This window comes from Stenotrophomonas sp. STEN023, from assembly GCF_056760135.1.
Genome location: NZ_JBRREF010000028.1, coordinates 1 through 16202, shown reverse-complemented (window position 1 = coordinate 16202; position 16202 = coordinate 1). Strand labels below are relative to the sequence as shown.

The window sequence follows — 16202 nt, the reverse complement described above, 5'->3', positions numbered from 1 at the left end:
CTTTGCAGCTTTCTGTAGGAGCGGCGTAAGCCGCGAAGCTGATGGTGCTGCAGCTTCGGGTAATCCTGCCATCTGGGGATATACGTGCTTCGCGGCTGACGCCGCCCCTACAAGCCGTGGTTTTATGTATTGCTCGCGGTGAATTTCTCGCAGTACAGCTGCACGCCATCCAATGCCTGATCCTGCAGCCATTGCTTGATCGCCTCCACCATCGGTGGCGGGCCGCAGACATACATGTCAGTGCTTTGCTCGCGCAGCCCGGCCACGTCGAAATGCTCTGTGAGGAAGCCGCGCTTGCCTTGCCAATCGGCATCCGCTTCGCTCAGCACCGCGGTATGGCGAAAGTTGGGGATCTGCCCCGCATACGCTTGGATACGCGCGGTTTCGCACAGATCCGCTGCGCCACGCACGCCGTAGTACAGGTGCACCGGTTGCGTGCAGGCGCTGGCAGCCAGTTCATCCAGCATGCCCAACATCGCCGACAAGCCGGTTCCGCCGGCTACCAAGGTCAGCGGCCGGGTGACCTGCCGCAGGTAGAATGCGCCCAGCGGTGCCTGCAACAACAGCTCATCGCCAACCTGGCAGCGCTCACGCAGGTAGTCGCTCATCACCCCGGTGGGCAGCAAGCGGATCAGGAACTGCAGTTGCGCGGCCGGCCGATTGGCGAAGGAATAGGAACGCAGGCTGTCAGTTCCCGGAATCAACAGTCGTGCATACTGGCCCGGCAGGAAATCCAGCGCTTGCGGCAGCTGCAGGTGCAGGATCGCGGTGCTGTCCGAGATCTGCCGCACGGCGCTGACAGTGCTGCGGATCTGCACCGGCTCCGGCGCGTTGCACAGATCCGAATCAAAATCGAAATAGAACGCCGCGTCGGAGCTGACCCTGGTCTGGCAGCTGAGCATCCTGCGCTGCTGCAGGTCGATGCTGGAGAGCGCTTCGTCATCCACATAGTCCTGGCGATAGTTACCGGATTCGCAGCGACCCTTGCAGGTGCCACATACGCCCTCGCGGCAATCCATTGGAATCTTTATACCACTGCGCAAGGCCGCGTCCAGCAATACCTCGTTGGCGCCAACCGGGATGAAATGGGTTATGCCATCGGCAAAACTCAATGCCACTTTGTACGTCATCGATAGTCTCCGGTGGCTCAAAGGTGATAGAAGTCGAGCACCGAGTTGATGGTGTCGTTGAGCAGCAGGGCATGCTTGCGGGTAATCAACCAGCTGTCGCCAGTGGGCTTCAGGTGATAGTTGGCGTAACCGTAGAACTGCTCGGAGGTGGCGAGGCGATAGAACAGCGTCTGCCAGTTCAGGCGCACCTCCAGGTCGCCATCGGCGAGTTGGCTGATTCGCACGTTGTTGATCGAGTGCAGGGTGCGCGGCAGCGGCGTGGCCGACGCGGCCTTGCCGGTGCGCAGGCGGAATACACGATCCTCCAGCCCAGAGCGGTTGGCGTAGTAGATCAAGGACATCTCGCGCTTCGGATCCTGTGTGTAGACATGCTCGGAATCCCACTGCGGCAGGTGGAATTCGCTCTGCGGATCGAACAGCTGCAGATAGGCATCCCAATCCTTGGCATCACAGAGCTCAGATTTTCGGTAGAAGAACTGCTCGATGCGGTATTGCAGTTGCGCGTTCATTGCTCTGTCTCCGGCAGGGTCGCGGCTTTACGTTCAAGGCCATCGAGCAGGAATCGCTGCCAGTTGCGATGCTGGTTGACGTACAGGCCTTCATGGGTGAATTCGGTGCCGGTCATTGCCGGTTGGATACCTATGGCGTCGCTGTTCGGCGTTGCCCCGGTTTGCCAGCGATGGCTGCCACGCGAGATGTCGCTCCATCGCTCCAGTCGGGCTTGGAAACCACGTTGCGCTTCTCGGAACTCCACCAGGTCATCGGGCGTACCCATGCCCGACACATTGAAGAAATCCTCGAACTGGCGGATGCGGTTCTCGCGATCCGCCGCGGACTCGTTCTTGACGCCGATGCACTGGCTGATGATTTCGGTCTTGTTCCATGCAAGGGGGCGGATGATGCGCAGCTGTGAACTGATCTGGTCGAGGAAGAACAGGCTCGGGTACACGTTGAGATTGCGCAGGCGATGCATGATCCACTCGGCCTTGGCTTGCCCGTGTTGCTTGAGCAGGCGCGGCATGATGCTGGCGTAGCCAGGGCGTACGGCGGGGTTTGGCATGTCACTGAACAGAACGCTGTGGCCGTTGTCGAAGGCGAACCAACCATCATCGGTGTTGGCATCACCTGCACCGAGCTTGCTGTAGTCCAGCGTTGTGCCGGTCGCCGTGCCGTTCTCAGAATTGACCTGCTGGCGGTGTTGTACCGTGGCCACGTAGTTGTAGTGCACGGTGCTGACGTGATAGCCGTCAAGGCCGTTCTCGTTCTGCAGTTTCCAGTTGCCGTCGTAGGTGTAGGTAGACTTGCCGGGCAACACCTCCAGCTCGCCGCTTGCAGACTGCGCAAGCATCATGTCGAAGAAAACTTTGGAATCACCGAGAAATTCTTCCAGGCTGTCGCTACCGCCCACGTTCAAGCTGACGAAGACGAAGCCCTTGTAGCTCTGGATGCGCGCCCTCTTCAAACCACGGGTCGCCTTGTCGAAGCCCTCGGGGTACTCCCCGGGAGCCTTGACCTTGACCAGGCGACCGTCGCTTTTGTAACACCAGGCATGGAACGGACAGGTAAAGGTTGACTGGTTGCCCTTGCCTACGCGCGTCAATGTGGTGCCGCGGTGCTGGCAGGCGTTGATCAGTGCGTTGAGCTGGCCTTCGCCATCGCGGGTGATGATCAGGGGCTGGCGTCCAGCGCGCATTGTCACGAAGTCGTGCTTGTTGGCCAGTTCGCTCTCGTGACAAGCATAGATCCAGTTCTTCTCGAAGATCAGCTCCATCTCCAGATCGAACAGCTCCGGCTCGGTGAACATGTCCCTGGCGATGCGGAACACCTCGTCCGCGGGCCGGAAGTCCAGGCAGTTTTCGACGAACGCCTTCCACCTATCAACGCTATTTACAGCACTCATGGACGCACCTTTTCCGATTGGCTGATTGCAAGCCATTAAGGCGCGCGGCGCGGCAGCTGGCTATCCGCTTAATCGGCGAACATCGGCCACTTTGTCAGCAGTGGTTCTCCCCTGCGATGGCGATTGCAGCGGCAGGGCGAAGTGACACGGAGCGCTTTTGAGAAAAGACTTACGGCTATCCATTTAGTGGATCGCTACCATCCACTTGGCGGTGGATTTTGCTGGCGTTGCAGCGACATTTCCGCCCCGCTGCTGGATCGCGCCTTTGGCGCGAGTCGCTCACATACTCGCGGGTGCAAAGTGATGAACAGCAGTACACGTGGTGTTCGTATCGAGCGCTCCGACCTCGAGGGTGCTTGCAGTTGGATGTCGGCTATCTGCGGGCCGCATCGGCTGCAGACCACAATGCCGGAGCGCTTTCGTTTCAATCATGTGGCCAATGTGTTCAAGTCGCGGGCCACCACGCTGGGGGTGATCGAGTACGGTGCCGAGGTAAGCATCGGGATTGAAGATGTGGAGAACTTCAGCAGTTACAGCCTGAGTTTGCCGCTGGTGGGCGAGCAGGAGCTGAGCAAGAACGGAATACGGTTGAGTTCCAATAGTTCCCAGGCGGTCATTGTTTCCCCAAACGAACGGCAGGTCTTGGAGATATCAGATGATTGCCGCAAGCTGCAGGTGGTCATCACCCGTGCGGCCATGCGTGAGTCATTGGAACAGCTGCTGCAACGGCAGGTTGATTCGCCGTTACGCTTCGAATCGGTGATGGACGCGATGAATGGCGCTTCCGCATCGTGGTGGCGCATGGCCCGGCATTTCATTGCTGAGTTCTCCTCCGGGAGTGTTCTGTATGCGCAGGCCGCGTTCACCCGCGGGCTGGAATATTCGCTGATCTCCGGCCTCATCCTTGCCCAACCAAACAACTATTCAGCGGAGCTGCAGGATGTGATTGGTGCGAAGTTGCCGCACTATCTGTTACGCGCGCGTCGCTACCTGCATGCAAATGCGCGTGAAGCGGTGCGGCTGGAGAATGTCGAGGCCGCCGCGGGCGTATCGCGGTCGCGCTTGTTCGACGCGTTCGGCAAGCATTTTGGGCTGTCGCCCATGGCCTATCTCAAGAAGCACCGGCTTGTTGCTGTGCGCCGGGAAATACTGGAGCAAGGCTCCATCAGCAGCATCTCCGAGATTGCGCTTGGTTGGGGCTTTACCCACCTCGGGCGCTTCTCGGCGGATTACCGCAAGCTGTTCGATGAGTCGCCAAGTCGGACCCTGCGGCGCACCGACAGCTTCTCTTCCAACTGCAGGCGCTGACCGGATGCTGTCGGCGGCAATGCTCAAGTCCGCAGGAAGTCCAGAAGCGCAAGCTTGAAGCGCTCGGATGATTCGACATTGACAAGATGGCGGCCGGGGAGCACCTGCAGCCTGCCATTGACCACGCTATCGGCAATCGCCTGCAGGTCGGCAACCTGGCATACCTTGTCGTCGGCACCGGCGATGGCAAGCAGCGGCACCTTGATGCCGGCAACAAGCGGTCGCAGGTCGGCGTTGGCCAACGCAGCACAACAACCGGTGTAGCCGGCGATGGAGGTGCGCACGAAGCTGTGCAGTATCTCGTTGACGCGGGCCATTGACGTTTGCTGGAACGCCTCTCCAAACCAACGCTCAGCGGTCGCTTGGCGCAGTGGTTCCAGTCCATCGATGGCAATGCTGGTTGCACGGTCCTGCCAACTGCCCACGCTGCCAATGCGCGCGGCAGTGGCGCAGGCAATGACGTGTGTCAGGCGTTGCGGCGCATGCAGTGCCATCCATTGCGCGACCATGCCGCCGAGCGACAAACCGCAGAAGGCGAGCCGCTCGATCCGCAGGAAGTCCAGCAGGGCGATGGCGTCATCGCCCAGTTGGTCCAGCGAGTAAGGTCCAGGCGGTGCGCTGGACAGGCCATGACCACGACGGTCGTAGCGCAGTATCCGGTAATGGCCGGCCAGCGCCGCAACCTGCTCGTCCCACATGTGCAGGTCCGTGCCAAGTGAATTGCAGAACATCAGCCATGGGCCGCTGTTGCCGTCAACGCGATATTCCAGAACGTGCGTGCCGCGATCAAAGCTGGCCATTCAGACACGCTCCACGGCCAAGGCCAGGCCCATGCCAACACCCACGCACAGGCTTACCAGGCCACGTCGGCCGCCGCTGACCTGCAATTGGTGGGTGATGGTCTGCGCCAGGCGTGCACCGCTCATGCCCAGGGGATGGCCGAGCGCGATAGCACCGCCATTTGCGTTGACGTGTTCGGCGTCGTCATCGACGCCAAGCGCGCGCATCACTGCCAGGGTCTGGCTGGCAAAGGCTTCGTTGAACTCGATGGCGTCGAAATCGCTGATCTTCAGCCCCAGTCTATCCAGCAGGCGCGTACAGGCCTCGATTGGGCCGATGCCCATCAGGCGTGGCTCGACCCCGGCCGCCGCCATGCCAAGAATGCGCGCCCGCGGAACCAGGCCGTGCGCACGGATCGCGGCTTCGTCGGCGATCAGCAGCGCTGCTGCACCATCATTGATGCCGGAGGCGTTGCCGGCGGTGACCGTGCCCGCATCAAATAGCGGGCGTAACTTCGCCAGTGCCGCAGCGCTGCTGTCAGCGCGTGGGTGTTCGTCCTCGCTGACAACACCATCGGCTTTGCGGCCACCGCCAGACAGGTGTACGGGCGCGATCTCATCAGCGAAAAATCCACGCGCGATAGCGGCTTGTGTGCGCTGCTGGCTGCGCAGCGCAAACGCGTCCTGGTCGGCCCGGCTTATCGCGAACTGCGCGGCGACGTTTTCGCCGGTGCGCGGCATGGTCTCGGCGCCATACATCTGCTGCAGCTGCGGGTTGATGAAGCGCCAGCCCATGGTGGTGTCTTCCAACGTCTGCGAGCGGCTGAAGGCGGCATCCGGTTTGCCCATGACCAATGGTGCACGGCTCATTGATTCAACGCCCCCGGCAATGGCCAGTGACATCTCGCCACAGCGGATGGCGCGGGCAATGCTGCCTACCGCTTCCAGCCCCGAGGCGCACAGGCGGTTGTGGGTCACGCCCGGAACCTGCACCGGCAGGCCGGCCAGCAGTGCGCTCATGCGCGCGACGTTGCGGTTGTCTTCGCCGGCCTGGTTGGCGCAACCCAGCGCGACTTCATCGATGCGCGAAGCCTCCAGCCCTGGATTACGCGCAAGCAGGGCCTTGATAGGCAGCGCGCCGAGATCGTCGGCACGCACGCTGGACAATGCGCCGCCGTAGCGGCCGATCGGTGTCCGCAGGGCATCGCAGATGAAGGCCTGGTTCATGCCGTGATCTCGGTGGTGGGGGGGAGGATCACCACGCCGGTGAGGCGCTGGATGTCTTCGATGCCAAAGCCATCGGCCAGCTCGATCACGCGGGTTCCTTCGCGGCCCACGGCGAACACGCCATGGTCGCTGTAGATACGGGACACGCAGCCAATGCCGGTGAGTGGATAGCTGCAACGCGACACCAGCTTGCTACCGCCTTGGCGGGTCAGCAGGTCCATCATCACGAACACGTGTTTCGCCCCGATCGCCAGGTCCATCGCGCCGCCAACGGCGGGGATCGCGCCGGCTTCGCCGGTGCTCCAGTTGGCAAGATCACCTGTTGTCGATACCTGGAACGCACCAAGTACGCAGATATCGAGATGGCCGCCACGCATCATCGCGAACGAATCGGCATGGTGGAAATAGCAGCCGCCGGGAAGCAGAGTAACCGGCTGCTTGCCGGCGTTGATCAGGTCGGAATCTTCTTCGCCGGTTACCGGTGCAGGCCCCATGCCAAGCAGCCCGTTCTCGCTCTGCAGGAAGATCTCCTTGTCCGCAGGCAGGTAGTTGGCAACCTGGGTAGGCAGGCCGATACCGAGGTTCACATAGGCGCCTTCGGGAATATCGCGAGCCACGCGGCGGGCGAGTTGATCGCGGCTGAGCAGGCTCATGGCGTGACTCCTGCAGCAACCAGCCGTTGCACGAAGATGCCCGGCGTCACCACATGCTCCGGATCCAGTGCGCCCAGTTCGACGACCGCGCTGACCTGGGCGATGGTGGTGGTCGCTGCCATCGCCATGATCGGGCCAAAATTGCGTGCGGTCTTGCGATACACCAGGTTGCCCCAGCGGTCGCCCTGGTGGGCCTTGATCAACGCGAAGTCAGCGCGGATGGGCAGTTCAAGTACGTAGTCGCGGCCGTCGATGCTGCGTGTCTCCTTGCCCTCGGCAAGCTCGGTGCCGTAGCCGGTTGGGGTGAAGATAGCCCCCAGGCCGGCTCCGGCGGCCTGGATGCGTGCAGCCAGGTTGCCCTGAGGCACCAGCTCAAGTTCGATCTCGCCGGCGTGGTAGGCGGCATCAAAGTGCTGGGAATCGCTTTGCCGCGGGAACGAACAGATCATTCTGCGCACGCGCTTGTGTGCGATCAACGCTGCCAAACCAGCATCGCCGTTGCCGGCATTGTTGTTGACGATGGTCAGCGACTTCGCCCCTTGTGCGATCAGCGCGTCGATCAGTTCATCGGGCATGCCGGCACGACCGAAGCCACCGATCATCACGGTGGCGCCATCGAAGATATCCGCCACTGCGTCCATGCAATGGGCTACGGTTTTGTCGATCACGCGGACGTCCTTTGTGGTTCACATCTTTTGGTGTTGCAGACAGCGCAGGGAGAGGGCGGCTGCCGCCTTCTCCCTGATCCGGATCGATCACGCCGCGGCGCGCAGACGCTCGCAGACCTGGTTGTCGGCGCCGTCAACCAGCGCAGTCAGGTGAAAATCGAAGACAATCTCGGCGAAAGGCGCTTCCATCCCGGCCGCAGCGATGCTGGCTGCGTCGCTGCGCTCGGTGATGTGCGGCACCAGTCCGTCGCGGGTGGCGTAGGCGAAGTCATCATTGACCAGCGGGTCGCCTTCGATGTTGATCTGCGTGGTCAGCTTGCGATGTGCGTCGGCGCTGATGAAGAAGTGGATATGTGCCGGCCGCTGACCGTGGCGTCCCAGCGCGAACAACAGCTGCTCGGTAGGGCTGCCCGGCGGTACGCCGTAGCCATTGGGCAGGATGCTGCGGAAACGGTATTGGCCATTGGCGTCGGCAATGATGGTGCGGCGCATGTTGAAGCTGTCCTGCACGCCGGTCGGGTCGAAGTGCGAGTAGAAACCGCGGGTATCGCAATGCCAGACCTCGACGGTTGCACCAGGCTGGGGGCTACCATCGGCACCGTACACCGTGCCGTGCATCAACAGCGGTTGGCCATCGGTATCGCGACCGTCATCGAGCCGGGCGCTGCCTTGTGCCACTGGCGCGCCAGCTACATACAGCGGGCCTTCGATGGTGCGCGGAGTAGGGTTCTCGATGCCGAGCTGGGCGTCCTGTGCGTCCAGGCGTTCGTCCAGGAAATGATCCAGGCCCAACCCAGGCGAGATCAGCCCGGCCTGGCCGGCGGCACCGATCGCATTGAACCAGGCAATGCCGGCCCAGTACTCGTCCGGGGTGATGTCGAGGTCATCGATGGCCTTGAACAGGTCCGAGGTCAGCCGGTGCACGATCTGCTTGACCCGCGCATTGCCTTGCTCGTTGCCGAGTCCGCTGACGGTGCGAAGAAATTCCTGGATGTCAGGGCGGGCAAAGATATTCACGCTCATACGACTCTCTCCATTGGGTAGCGTTGGCTTCCTGGCGAAGGTTTCTGCAGGCAAGCGCAGCGGTTGGGGTATTGCAACTAGCGATCGTCCTGATGCAGCGAAGACGGATGCCGGCACAGCGGCGTCACCGCGATTCGCATGTAGGGGAACAGCGGCAAACTCGACAGCAGGGTGTGCAGTTCGGTGTTGTCGGCCACGTCGAAGATGCTGTAGTTGGCGTATTCGCCAACCACGCGCCAGATGTGGCGCCACTTGCCTTCGGCTTGCAGTTGTTGGAAATATGCTTTCTCGCGCGCCTTGAGGTCGTTGGCGGCATCGGTTGGCATATCCAATGGCAGATTGACGTCCATGCGTACGTGGAAAAGCATCGTGGTGTTCCTTCAATGGGGTCAGCGTGCAAGGCTGATCGTGCGGTGCAGGCCGCTGCGGGAAAAGCGTGCGATGCGCGCTTCGTCCAGCGCGATGCCCAGGCCGGGGCCGGTTGGAATTTCCAGCTCGAAATCGCGGTAGACAAGCGGTGTCTGCAGGATCTCCTCGGTCAGCAGCAAGGGGCCGAACAGTTCGGTTCCCCATTGCAGGTTGGCAAAGGTGGCAAACACCTGTGCACTGGCGATGGTGCCAACCGCACCTTCCAGCATGGTGCCGCCATACAGGCCGATACCAGCTGCATCGGCGATCGCCGCCACGCGCTGGGCCGCATACAGGCCGCCGCTCTGTTCGGTCTTCACTGCGAACACATCTGCGCCCTGCACGCGCGCAAGTTCGAATGCCGAGCCTGGGCCGGTAAGCGATTCGTCCGCCATCAACGCTACCGGGAAGCGCCGCACCAGCCGCGCCAGCGCTGCCGCTGTTGCCACCGGCTGCTCCACCAGCTCGCAGCCGGCATCGGCCAGCGCAGCCATGCCCCAGGCGGCGTCGGTTTCGCTCCAGGCCATGTTGACGTCGACGCGTACTGCGGCTTGATCACCAAGTGCGCGCTTGATCTGCGCAACGTGGGCGACATCGTCGCGGACATCGCGTGCGCCGATCTTCAACTTGAATACCTTGTGGCGGCGGCGTTCCAACATCGCTTCGGCTTCAGCGATATCGGTGGCGGTATTGCCCGATGCCAGTGTCCACGCCACCGGCAGGCTGTCGCGGCGACGGCCACCGAGCAGCTCGGAAACCGGCAAGCCAAGACGTTTGCCATGCGCATCGAGCAGTGCGGTTTCGATGGCGCATTTGGCGAAACGGTTTTCCTTGACCATCTTGTCGATGCGGGCCATCAGCGACTGCACGCCGGTGGCGTCCTGGCCGATCATCAGTGGCGCGAAGTAGCTATCTATTGCCAGCTTCATGCTCTCGGGGCTTTCGCCACCGTAGGCCAGGCCGCCAATAGTGGTGCCTTCGCCAATCCCGATCACACCGTCACTGCAGTACACACGCACCAACATCAGGGTCTGGCCATCCATCGTGGCCACCGATAGTTTGTGCGGGCGGATGGTGGGCAGGTCAATCAGCAACGTCTCGATGCGTTCGACGTATGCGGCGTTGGAGGCGAGCTTGGATGCGCAGTTCATGGCAGCTGTTATCTGCGGCGGGGCAGACTTCGTCCAACACCGTTTTCGTGTTGTCGCATACCGTTTCGGTATAATTGGTTGCAAGTTATTGATTAAATCAAAATATTGCACTGCAACATATCTAAAAGTGCATAACGTATTCCGGGCGACGATACACAATGGAAATGCGGCAACTACGTTATTTCTGCGCATTGGCGCGGTATCGCAGCTTTACCCGCGCTGCCGAATCGCTGCATATCGCGCAGCCACCGTTGAGTCGGCAGGTGCAGATGCTGGAAGAGGAGATCGGCGTCCAACTCGTGCATCGCGGGACCCGCCCGGTGCAGCTGACGGATGCCGGGCGCCTGTTCCATGAACAGGCGTTGCAGGTGCTGGGCAGGATCGAGCAGATGCTTGCTTCCACCCGTCAGCTCGGGCGTAACGAGCGGGTGGTGCTGTCCATCGGCTACGTTGCTTCCACGCTTTACAGTGACCTGCCGCTGCTGGTGCGCAGGCTCCGTGGCAGATGCCCTGAGCTGAACATCCAGTTGGTGGAGATCGCATCGATGCAGCAGGTACAGGCACTCAAGGAGCAGCGCATCGACATCGGCTTCGGGCGGCTGCGGCACCATGATCCGGTGGTTGCCTGTGATGTCATCCGCGAGGAGCGTTTGGCGCTGGCGGTTCCGCAGAGCTCGGCGTTGGCGGCCTCCGATGCGCCGCTTGCTTTGGCAGGGAAGGCGATCGAACGCCTGGTCATTTACCCGAAGGACACGCGCCCCGGTTTCGCTGACCAGGTGTTGGATATGCTGCATTCCAACAGCGTCGACGTCGGCGAAGTGCTTGAGGCCAAGGAGCTGCAGGGCGCGCTGGGTCTGGTAGCCGCGGAGATGGGTGTCTGCGTGGTGCCGGAATCATCTCGGCAGTTGCGCAGCGATATCCACTATCGGCTGCTCGCAGGTGAGCAATCGACATCGCCTGTCATCCTCAATTACCGCAAGGCAGACGCATCGCCGCACATCGCGTTGATCAAGGCTTTGGCGCAGGAGCTGCATGCTGAGCCAGCGCACTGACCGCGAGCTGGACCGGGCCATGTGATTGTTGGAACCCGCCGCGCAGATCCGTGGAGATATGCGCTTAACGGCGTTCCGACATCGCTGAACGTGTGCTGCGCGACTTCACGCGGAGCACACAGCCGAGCCGCCAGATTCGTCTTCACACGCGGACTGCCTGCCGCCGGTCACCGGCCACGGCATCTGCCTTGAAAGGGAGGAGACAACGAATGATGAAGCGACTGTTGATGTTGGCCCTGGTGGGCGCGTTCTCGGTTGGCATGCTCAGCGGCTGCAATACCGTGGCGGGCGCCGGCAAGGACATGCAGAAGGCCGGTGAGAAGGTCGAAGACAAGGCGCAGGATTGCAAAGACGGAAAGTGCTGATGAACACGCGGCCCGTTGTGGGCCGCACCGATGGAACCACCACAGGAGAAACACATGAAGCGTTTGGTTGCCCTGATGATGTTGTCGCTGTTCTCGGTCGCGGTGCTGGCTGGTTGCAATACCGTTGCCGGTGCCGGCAAGGATGTGCAGAAGGCCGGTGAGAAGGTCGAGGACGCTGCCAAGGGTAAGTGATAGCTGGCAACGCCCTGCAGAGAAATGAAGAGGCCGGCAATGCCGGCCTTTTTCATGCGCGGTGTCGTTAGCTGAAGCAATGTTCACCAAGGTCAGCAGCACACAACGAATCATGGACCTGATGCCAACGCCACGGCAGCCAAGCTGGTCCCACGCGAATCAACCGCGTATCCGCAGGAGAAACGTAATGAACAAAGACATCATTTCCGGCAAGTGGACCCAGCTCAAGGGCAAGGTACAGGCCAAGTGGGGCGATATCACCGATGACGATCTGAAGGTGGCCGAAGGCAACGCCGAATACCTTGCCGGTCGCCTGCAGGAACGCTACGGCTGGGCCAAGGACCGCGCAGAAACCGAAGTGCGCGACTTCCAGAAGGCGCTGCACAAGGACTATCCCGATTACCACTGATGTGGGGTGATTGAGAGAAGCCATTTGCCTCAATCAGAAACCGATGCCAGACCTCTGGCATCGGTTTCTTTTTTTTTGCCTTTTTGTAGGAGCGGCGTAAGCCGCGAAGCAGGGGGGCATCAGATGGCACAACTTGCAAGCGTTGGGGCAATGTCAGCTTCGCGGCTTACGCCGCTCCCACAAGATCGGTGTCGGGCAGGCGCGGCGATCAGCGCGCCGGCGGATCCGGCACGAAACCACTCGGGAACGCCTGCGGCGAGTTGTCTACCCGGTGGTAACCGCGCGGCAGTACGCCCAACGCCACCAGCCGCTGCCGCGAGTCGTAACGTACCTCGCTGACCTGCACCGGGTTGCGGCTGGCGCGCTCGAAGCTGGTCAGCGACGAGCTTGACCACTCTCGCTCACCGTGACCGGTGCCCAAGCGCTGCCGCGATTCGCTCTTGGCCATCGCGCTGGGTGCAGCGGCTTCGGCGGCGCGCCCACTTGCATTGGCACTTGCACTTGCTTCGGCACGGTCCTCGTACTGCGGCATCGGTCGCGGCGCAGGCCGTGGCATCGGCAGCGGGCGCACGTCATACAGCGGCCGGCGCGCCTCGTTGAACACCGCGATGCCGATCACTCCCACATTGGCCGGGCGACCGGTGCGGCTGGCGTAACTGTCGCTGGAGCTGGTGAACACGAACTGCGCCACCTCGGCATTGGATTTGCGCCAGCCGGTGATCTCGCTGCTCTGCCACGGCTCCAGCACATAGCCGGACTGGCTGGGCGAGGCGGTCTGGCCGGTGATGGCATTGACCCCGTCCACCGACAGCACCACCAGCACGCGTTGGCTGCTGCGGTTCTGCATGCGCACGCTGTAACGGTGACCGGGGCTGCCGGCTACCCATTGCTGGCCCCGGTGCGGATACAGGTCCAGCTCCTGCCCGTCGTCGCGGTCGATCACCGACAGCTGCACCGGGCCCTCATCTGCCGGCCGTACCGGGCTGAACCCGCATAGCGCGACAACCGACAACACACTGGCTAGAAAACGGTACATGGCAGGCTCCTTGGCGGGGTACGTGACCTGAAACGTCCGGGCGTGGGCAACGGGGTTGAGGGCGGGGACAGGCTGGGGCGGTTACACTGGCCCGGTTCATCCGCTCGTCAGCTTGGTTTACATGACTACCCGCGTCCTCACCGGCATCACCCCCTCCGGCACTCCCCACCTCGGCAATTACGTCGGCGCGATCCGCCCGGCCATCGCCGCCAGCCAGGCCTCGGATATCGAGAGCTTCTTCTTCCTGGCCGACCTGCACAGCCTGATCAAGGCGCAGGAGCCCGAGCGCACCCAGCGTTCGACCCTGGAGATCGCGGCCAGTTGGCTGGCCTGCGGCCTGGACCCGGACAAGGTGTGGTTCTACCGGCAGAGCGACATCCCGGAAACCACCGAGCTGATGTGGTTCCTCACCGTGGTCGCCAGCAAGGGCATCCTAAACCGCGCCCATGCCTACAAGGCCGCGGTGGACAAGAACCGCGAGGAGCAGCTCGACGACGACGCAGGCGTCAGCGCCGGCCTGTTCATGTACCCGGTACTGATGGCCGCCGACATCCTGATCTTCAACGCCAACAAGGTGCCGGTGGGGCGTGACCAGATCCAGCACATCGAGATGGCGCGTGATTTCGCCCAGCGCTTCAACCACGTCTACGGCAAGGAGTACTTCGCCCTGCCGGAAGTGATCATCGACGAACAGGTGGCCACCCTGGCCGGCCTGGACGGCCGCAAGATGAGCAAGAGCTATAGCAACACCATCCCGCTGTTCGTGCCGCGCGAGGAGCTGAAGAAACTGGTGTTCTCCATCCTCACCGACTCGCGCCTGCCCGGCGAGCCCAAGGACACCGAGGGCTCGGCGCTGTTCCAGATGTATCAGGCCTTCGCCAGCCCGGAGCAGACCGCAGCGTTCGCCAAGGCCTTTGCCGAAGGCATCAGCTGGGGCGATGCCAAGCAGCAGCTGTTCGAGCGCATCGATGCCGAGCTGTCGCCGCTGCGCGAGCGCTACAACGCCTTGATGGCCGAGCCCGAGAAGATCGAGGCGATCCTGCGCAAGCGCGGCCAGCAGCTGCGCGAGCAGTTCGCCATCCCGCTGTTGAAGGAACTGCGCCACGCCGTTGGCCTGCGTGACCTGTCTGCTGCCGGCGACAAGCCCAAGGCGGCGGTCGCTGCCAAGGCGGCGCTGCCGCTGTTCAAGCAGTACCGCGAAAAGGATGGCCGCTTCTACTTCAAGCTGCTCGACGGCGAAGGCGAACTGCTGATCCAGAGCGAGGGCTTCGATTCACCGCGTGATGCCGGTCAGCTGATCGCCGTGCTCAAGCAGGCCGAGCAGGGCGATGCACTGCAGAGCGAGCTGTTCAAGGTCGAAGTGGAAGTGGAGCCGGTGCTGGCGGCATTGCGCGAACTGCGCGAGGCTGCGGCAAAGGAATAAGCCCAAGTGGAGGAGCACGTCGATGGCCTGGTTGTCGTTGTTGTTGTTTCTCCCCTGGTTCTGCGTGATGGCGGCGCTGTACTGGTGGTTCCCGCGCCAGCCGCGCAATCGCATACGCACCATGTTTGATGCATCGATGCTGCTGCTGGCCCTGGTGGCCAGCATCGGCTTCATGTTGTGGGGTTACCACGTGGGTGCCACCGAAGTGGCCGAAGGCCTGTGGAAGCAGATACTGGCCGTGCTGTATGCCTACGGCGGCTTCCTGGCGGTGATGGTGCTTGCGCTGCTGTTGCGTCCACGCGTGCTGCATCCCTGAGCCGACGCGGCTGCGACAAAAGTCCGGGTTGAGTGGCGGCGGGGCGGCTGGCAGGATCGAAGCCAGTTTCTGCCGGAGTTCCCGCATGTCTGCTGCCCATGGCATCCACACCATCGATACCGCGTTCCAGCGCGATCACTTCGATGCGGCCTACCTGATCGTGCAGGACGGGCGCGGCGCGTTCGTCGACTGCGGCACTACGCATTCCCTGCCGAATCTACTGGCCTGTATTGCCCAAGCCGGTTTGCAGCCAGCGGACATCGACTGGCTGATCGTCACCCATGTACACCTGGACCATGCCGGCGGTGCTGGTGCGCTGATGCAGCAGCTGCCCAATGCCAAGCTGGTCGTGCACCCGCGTGGCGCGCAGCACATGATCGATCCGACCCGGCTGATTGCTGGTGCTACCGCGGTGTACGGCGAAGCCGAGATCGCGCGGAGTTATGGCCAGATCGTGCCGGTACCGGCCGAGCGTGTGGTGGTGGCGGAAAACGGACACCGGGTTTCATTGGCGGGCCGCGAGCTGGTCTGCGTGGATACACCTGGGCATGCACGCCATCACTTCTGCGTGTGGGATGCGGCCAGCCGCAGTTGGTTTACCGGCGACACGTTTGGTTTGTCGTACCGCGAGCTCGATCATGCCGGTGGTGCCTTCATCATCCCCACCTCGTCGCCGGTGCAGTTTGAGCCGGAGGCGATGCACGCCTCGATCAAGCGATTGATGCTTGAATCACCTGAAGGCATGTATCTGACCCATTACGGCCGCGTTGAAGGCACGGCGCGCTTGGCCAGGGAACTGCACGAGCAGATCGACGCGATGGTGGCGATCGCACAACGCTGCAATGGCGAGCCGCAGCGGCATCGTTTGCTGGTGGATGCGCTGGGCGCGTTGTATGTGGCGCGTTTGCGATTGCAGGGCAGCCCGTTGGATGCGTCGGAGGTGCTGCGCGTGTTGGCGATGGACATCGAGCTCAACGCGCAAGGTCTTGCCTGCTGGCTGGACCGCGAGAAGCGCTGAAAGCGCGCGGGTTTCCTGTGGTGGGGGGGGGGGGGGGGGGGGGGGGGGGGGCGGGCGCCGAAGGGAGCGCGCGCGGGCGGGGCGGCCCACGCCCGCGCCCCGGCCCACCCCGACCCCCCCGCCAGGCCACACACCGCCCCCGGC

General features: G+C 62.4%; 19 protein-coding genes. 8 read left to right on the top strand and 11 right to left on the bottom strand.

All coding sequences use genetic code 11. The annotated features are described in order from the left end of the window. Positions 1-122: 122 nt before the first annotated feature. The 3 genes from antC to antA are packed head-to-tail and all read right to left on the bottom strand — an operon-like array spanning position 123 to position 3030. The gene (gene antC / locus ACVOLV_RS10070; protein WP_481554266.1) at positions 123-1130 is read right to left on the bottom strand and encodes an anthranilate 1,2-dioxygenase electron transfer component AntC; all 1008 of its coding nucleotides are present in this window, start codon (positions 1128-1130) and stop codon (positions 123-125) included. Positions 1131-1147: 17 nt separating this feature from the next. Then, complete coding sequence (gene antB / locus ACVOLV_RS10065; protein WP_481554265.1) at positions 1148-1639, bottom strand: anthranilate 1,2-dioxygenase small subunit; 492 nt, start codon at positions 1637-1639, stop codon at positions 1148-1150. Then, positions 1636-3030: an anthranilate 1,2-dioxygenase large subunit gene (antA, locus tag ACVOLV_RS10060; protein ID WP_481554264.1), complete on the bottom strand. Its 1395-nt coding sequence runs from the start codon at positions 3028-3030 to the stop codon at positions 1636-1638. The genes antB and antA overlap by 4 nt, the downstream gene beginning before the upstream one ends. 186 nt (positions 3031-3216) lie before the next feature. On the opposite strand from antA, the gene ACVOLV_RS10055 reads away from it, so the two are divergent. Next, positions 3217-4338, top strand: a complete 1122-nt coding sequence (locus ACVOLV_RS10055) for an AraC family transcriptional regulator (protein WP_481554263.1) — start codon at positions 3217-3219, stop codon at positions 4336-4338. Between the two features lie 23 nt (positions 4339-4361). Here the strand turns inward: ACVOLV_RS10055 and pcaD are convergent, their stop codons facing one another. The 7 genes from pcaD to ACVOLV_RS10020 form a co-directional block, all read right to left on the bottom strand. Then, a complete protein-coding gene (pcaD, locus tag ACVOLV_RS10050; protein ID WP_481554262.1) occupies positions 4362-5138 on the bottom strand; it encodes a 3-oxoadipate enol-lactonase in 777 nt (258 codons plus the stop codon). Beyond that, the gene (gene pcaF / locus ACVOLV_RS10045; RefSeq protein ID WP_481554261.1) at positions 5139-6344 is read right to left on the bottom strand and encodes a 3-oxoadipyl-CoA thiolase; all 1206 of its coding nucleotides are present in this window, start codon (positions 6342-6344) and stop codon (positions 5139-5141) included. Then, the gene (locus ACVOLV_RS10040; RefSeq protein ID WP_481554260.1) at positions 6341-6997 is read right to left on the bottom strand and encodes a 3-oxoacid CoA-transferase subunit B; all 657 of its coding nucleotides are present in this window, start codon (positions 6995-6997) and stop codon (positions 6341-6343) included. The genes pcaF and ACVOLV_RS10040 overlap by 4 nt, the downstream gene beginning before the upstream one ends. Next, complete coding sequence (locus ACVOLV_RS10035) at positions 6994-7665, bottom strand: 3-oxoacid CoA-transferase subunit A (protein ID WP_481554259.1); 672 nt, start codon at positions 7663-7665, stop codon at positions 6994-6996. Before ACVOLV_RS10035 ends, ACVOLV_RS10040 begins: the two co-directional genes overlap by 4 nt. An 87-nt stretch (positions 7666-7752) precedes the next feature. Further along, on the bottom strand, positions 7753-8688 hold the full coding sequence (gene catA / locus ACVOLV_RS10030; RefSeq protein WP_481554258.1) for a catechol 1,2-dioxygenase: 936 nt from the start codon (positions 8686-8688) through the stop codon (positions 7753-7755). 77 nt (positions 8689-8765) lie between these two features. Continuing rightward, positions 8766-9056: a muconolactone Delta-isomerase gene (catC, locus tag ACVOLV_RS10025; protein ID WP_481554257.1), complete on the bottom strand. Its 291-nt coding sequence runs from the start codon at positions 9054-9056 to the stop codon at positions 8766-8768. Positions 9057-9077: 21 nt separating this feature from the next. After that, positions 9078-10247, bottom strand: a complete 1170-nt coding sequence (locus ACVOLV_RS10020; protein ID WP_481554256.1) for a muconate/chloromuconate family cycloisomerase — start codon at positions 10245-10247, stop codon at positions 9078-9080. A 164-nt stretch (positions 10248-10411) separates the two neighbouring features. Between ACVOLV_RS10020 and ACVOLV_RS10015 the strand changes: the two genes are divergently transcribed. The 4 genes from ACVOLV_RS10015 to ACVOLV_RS10000 all read left to right on the top strand — a co-directional run bounded on the left by ACVOLV_RS10015 (position 10412) and on the right by ACVOLV_RS10000 (position 12265). Further along, positions 10412-11299: a LysR family transcriptional regulator gene (locus tag ACVOLV_RS10015; protein ID WP_481554255.1), complete on the top strand. Its 888-nt coding sequence runs from the start codon at positions 10412-10414 to the stop codon at positions 11297-11299. A gap of 212 nt (positions 11300-11511) precedes the next feature. Further along, the gene (locus tag ACVOLV_RS10010) at positions 11512-11664 is read left to right on the top strand and encodes an entericidin A/B family lipoprotein (RefSeq protein ID WP_296248941.1); all 153 of its coding nucleotides are present in this window, start codon (positions 11512-11514) and stop codon (positions 11662-11664) included. Positions 11665-11718: 54 nt separating this feature from the next. After that, positions 11719-11856 (top strand): entericidin A/B family lipoprotein, encoded by a 138-nt coding sequence (locus ACVOLV_RS10005; RefSeq protein ID WP_481544666.1) that lies wholly within the window; start codon positions 11719-11721, stop codon positions 11854-11856. A 187-nt stretch (positions 11857-12043) separates the two neighbouring features. Next, positions 12044-12265, top strand: a complete 222-nt coding sequence (locus ACVOLV_RS10000; RefSeq protein WP_481515056.1) for a CsbD family protein — start codon at positions 12044-12046, stop codon at positions 12263-12265. Positions 12266-12473: 208 nt separating this feature from the next. Here the strand turns inward: ACVOLV_RS10000 and ACVOLV_RS09995 are convergent, their stop codons facing one another. Next, positions 12474-13301 (bottom strand): hypothetical protein, encoded by an 828-nt coding sequence (locus ACVOLV_RS09995; protein WP_481554254.1) that lies wholly within the window; start codon positions 13299-13301, stop codon positions 12474-12476. A gap of 121 nt (positions 13302-13422) precedes the next feature. Here ACVOLV_RS09995 and ACVOLV_RS09990 point away from each other — a divergent pair, with 121 nt between their 5' ends. From ACVOLV_RS09990 to ACVOLV_RS09980, 3 genes are all read left to right on the top strand, one after another. Then, entirely contained in the window at positions 13423-14724 is a 1302-nt protein-coding gene (locus tag ACVOLV_RS09990; protein ID WP_481554253.1) for a tryptophan--tRNA ligase, read from the top strand. Positions 14725-14746: 22 nt separating this feature from the next. Beyond that, positions 14747-15040 carry a hypothetical protein gene (locus ACVOLV_RS09985; protein WP_481554252.1) on the top strand — a complete coding sequence of 98 codons (294 nt, stop codon included), beginning with the start codon at positions 14747-14749 and terminating at the stop codon, positions 15038-15040. Between the two features lie 85 nt (positions 15041-15125). Then, a complete protein-coding gene (locus ACVOLV_RS09980) occupies positions 15126-16058 on the top strand; it encodes an MBL fold metallo-hydrolase (protein WP_481554251.1) in 933 nt (310 codons plus the stop codon). Positions 16059-16202: the final 144 nt, after the last annotated feature.

What these genes read in the sequence shown, in the direction of transcription:
- pcaD (WP_481554262.1), bottom strand. Translation starts at nt 5,138, where the DNA reads ATGGCCAGCTTTGATCGCGGCACGCACGTTCTGGAATATCGCGTTGAC.
- ACVOLV_RS10015 (WP_481554255.1), top strand. Translation starts at nt 10,412, where the DNA reads ATGCGGCAACTACGTTATTTCTGCGCATTGGCGCGGTATCGCAGCTTT.
- ACVOLV_RS10020 (WP_481554256.1), bottom strand. Translation starts at nt 10,247, where the DNA reads ATGAACTGCGCATCCAAGCTCGCCTCCAACGCCGCATACGTCGAACGC.
- ACVOLV_RS10040 (WP_481554260.1), bottom strand. Translation starts at nt 6,997, where the DNA reads ATGAGCCTGCTCAGCCGCGATCAACTCGCCCGCCGCGTGGCTCGCGAT.
- antC (WP_481554266.1), bottom strand. Translation starts at nt 1,130, where the DNA reads ATGACGTACAAAGTGGCATTGAGTTTTGCCGATGGCATAACCCATTTC.
- ACVOLV_RS10000 (WP_481515056.1), top strand. Translation starts at nt 12,044, where the DNA reads ATGAACAAAGACATCATTTCCGGCAAGTGGACCCAGCTCAAGGGCAAG.
- ACVOLV_RS09985 (WP_481554252.1), top strand. Translation starts at nt 14,747, where the DNA reads ATGGCCTGGTTGTCGTTGTTGTTGTTTCTCCCCTGGTTCTGCGTGATG.
- ACVOLV_RS10010 (WP_296248941.1), top strand. Translation starts at nt 11,512, where the DNA reads ATGAAGCGACTGTTGATGTTGGCCCTGGTGGGCGCGTTCTCGGTTGGC.
- ACVOLV_RS09980 (WP_481554251.1), top strand. Translation starts at nt 15,126, where the DNA reads ATGTCTGCTGCCCATGGCATCCACACCATCGATACCGCGTTCCAGCGC.
- ACVOLV_RS10005 (WP_481544666.1), top strand. Translation starts at nt 11,719, where the DNA reads ATGAAGCGTTTGGTTGCCCTGATGATGTTGTCGCTGTTCTCGGTCGCG.
- catC (WP_481554257.1), bottom strand. Translation starts at nt 9,056, where the DNA reads ATGCTTTTCCACGTACGCATGGACGTCAATCTGCCATTGGATATGCCA.
- ACVOLV_RS09990 (WP_481554253.1), top strand. Translation starts at nt 13,423, where the DNA reads ATGACTACCCGCGTCCTCACCGGCATCACCCCCTCCGGCACTCCCCAC.
- pcaF (WP_481554261.1), bottom strand. Translation starts at nt 6,344, where the DNA reads ATGAACCAGGCCTTCATCTGCGATGCCCTGCGGACACCGATCGGCCGC.
- antA (WP_481554264.1), bottom strand. Translation starts at nt 3,030, where the DNA reads ATGAGTGCTGTAAATAGCGTTGATAGGTGGAAGGCGTTCGTCGAAAAC.
- ACVOLV_RS09995 (WP_481554254.1), bottom strand. Translation starts at nt 13,301, where the DNA reads ATGTACCGTTTTCTAGCCAGTGTGTTGTCGGTTGTCGCGCTATGCGGG.
- catA (WP_481554258.1), bottom strand. Translation starts at nt 8,688, where the DNA reads ATGAGCGTGAATATCTTTGCCCGCCCTGACATCCAGGAATTTCTTCGC.
- antB (WP_481554265.1), bottom strand. Translation starts at nt 1,639, where the DNA reads ATGAACGCGCAACTGCAATACCGCATCGAGCAGTTCTTCTACCGAAAA.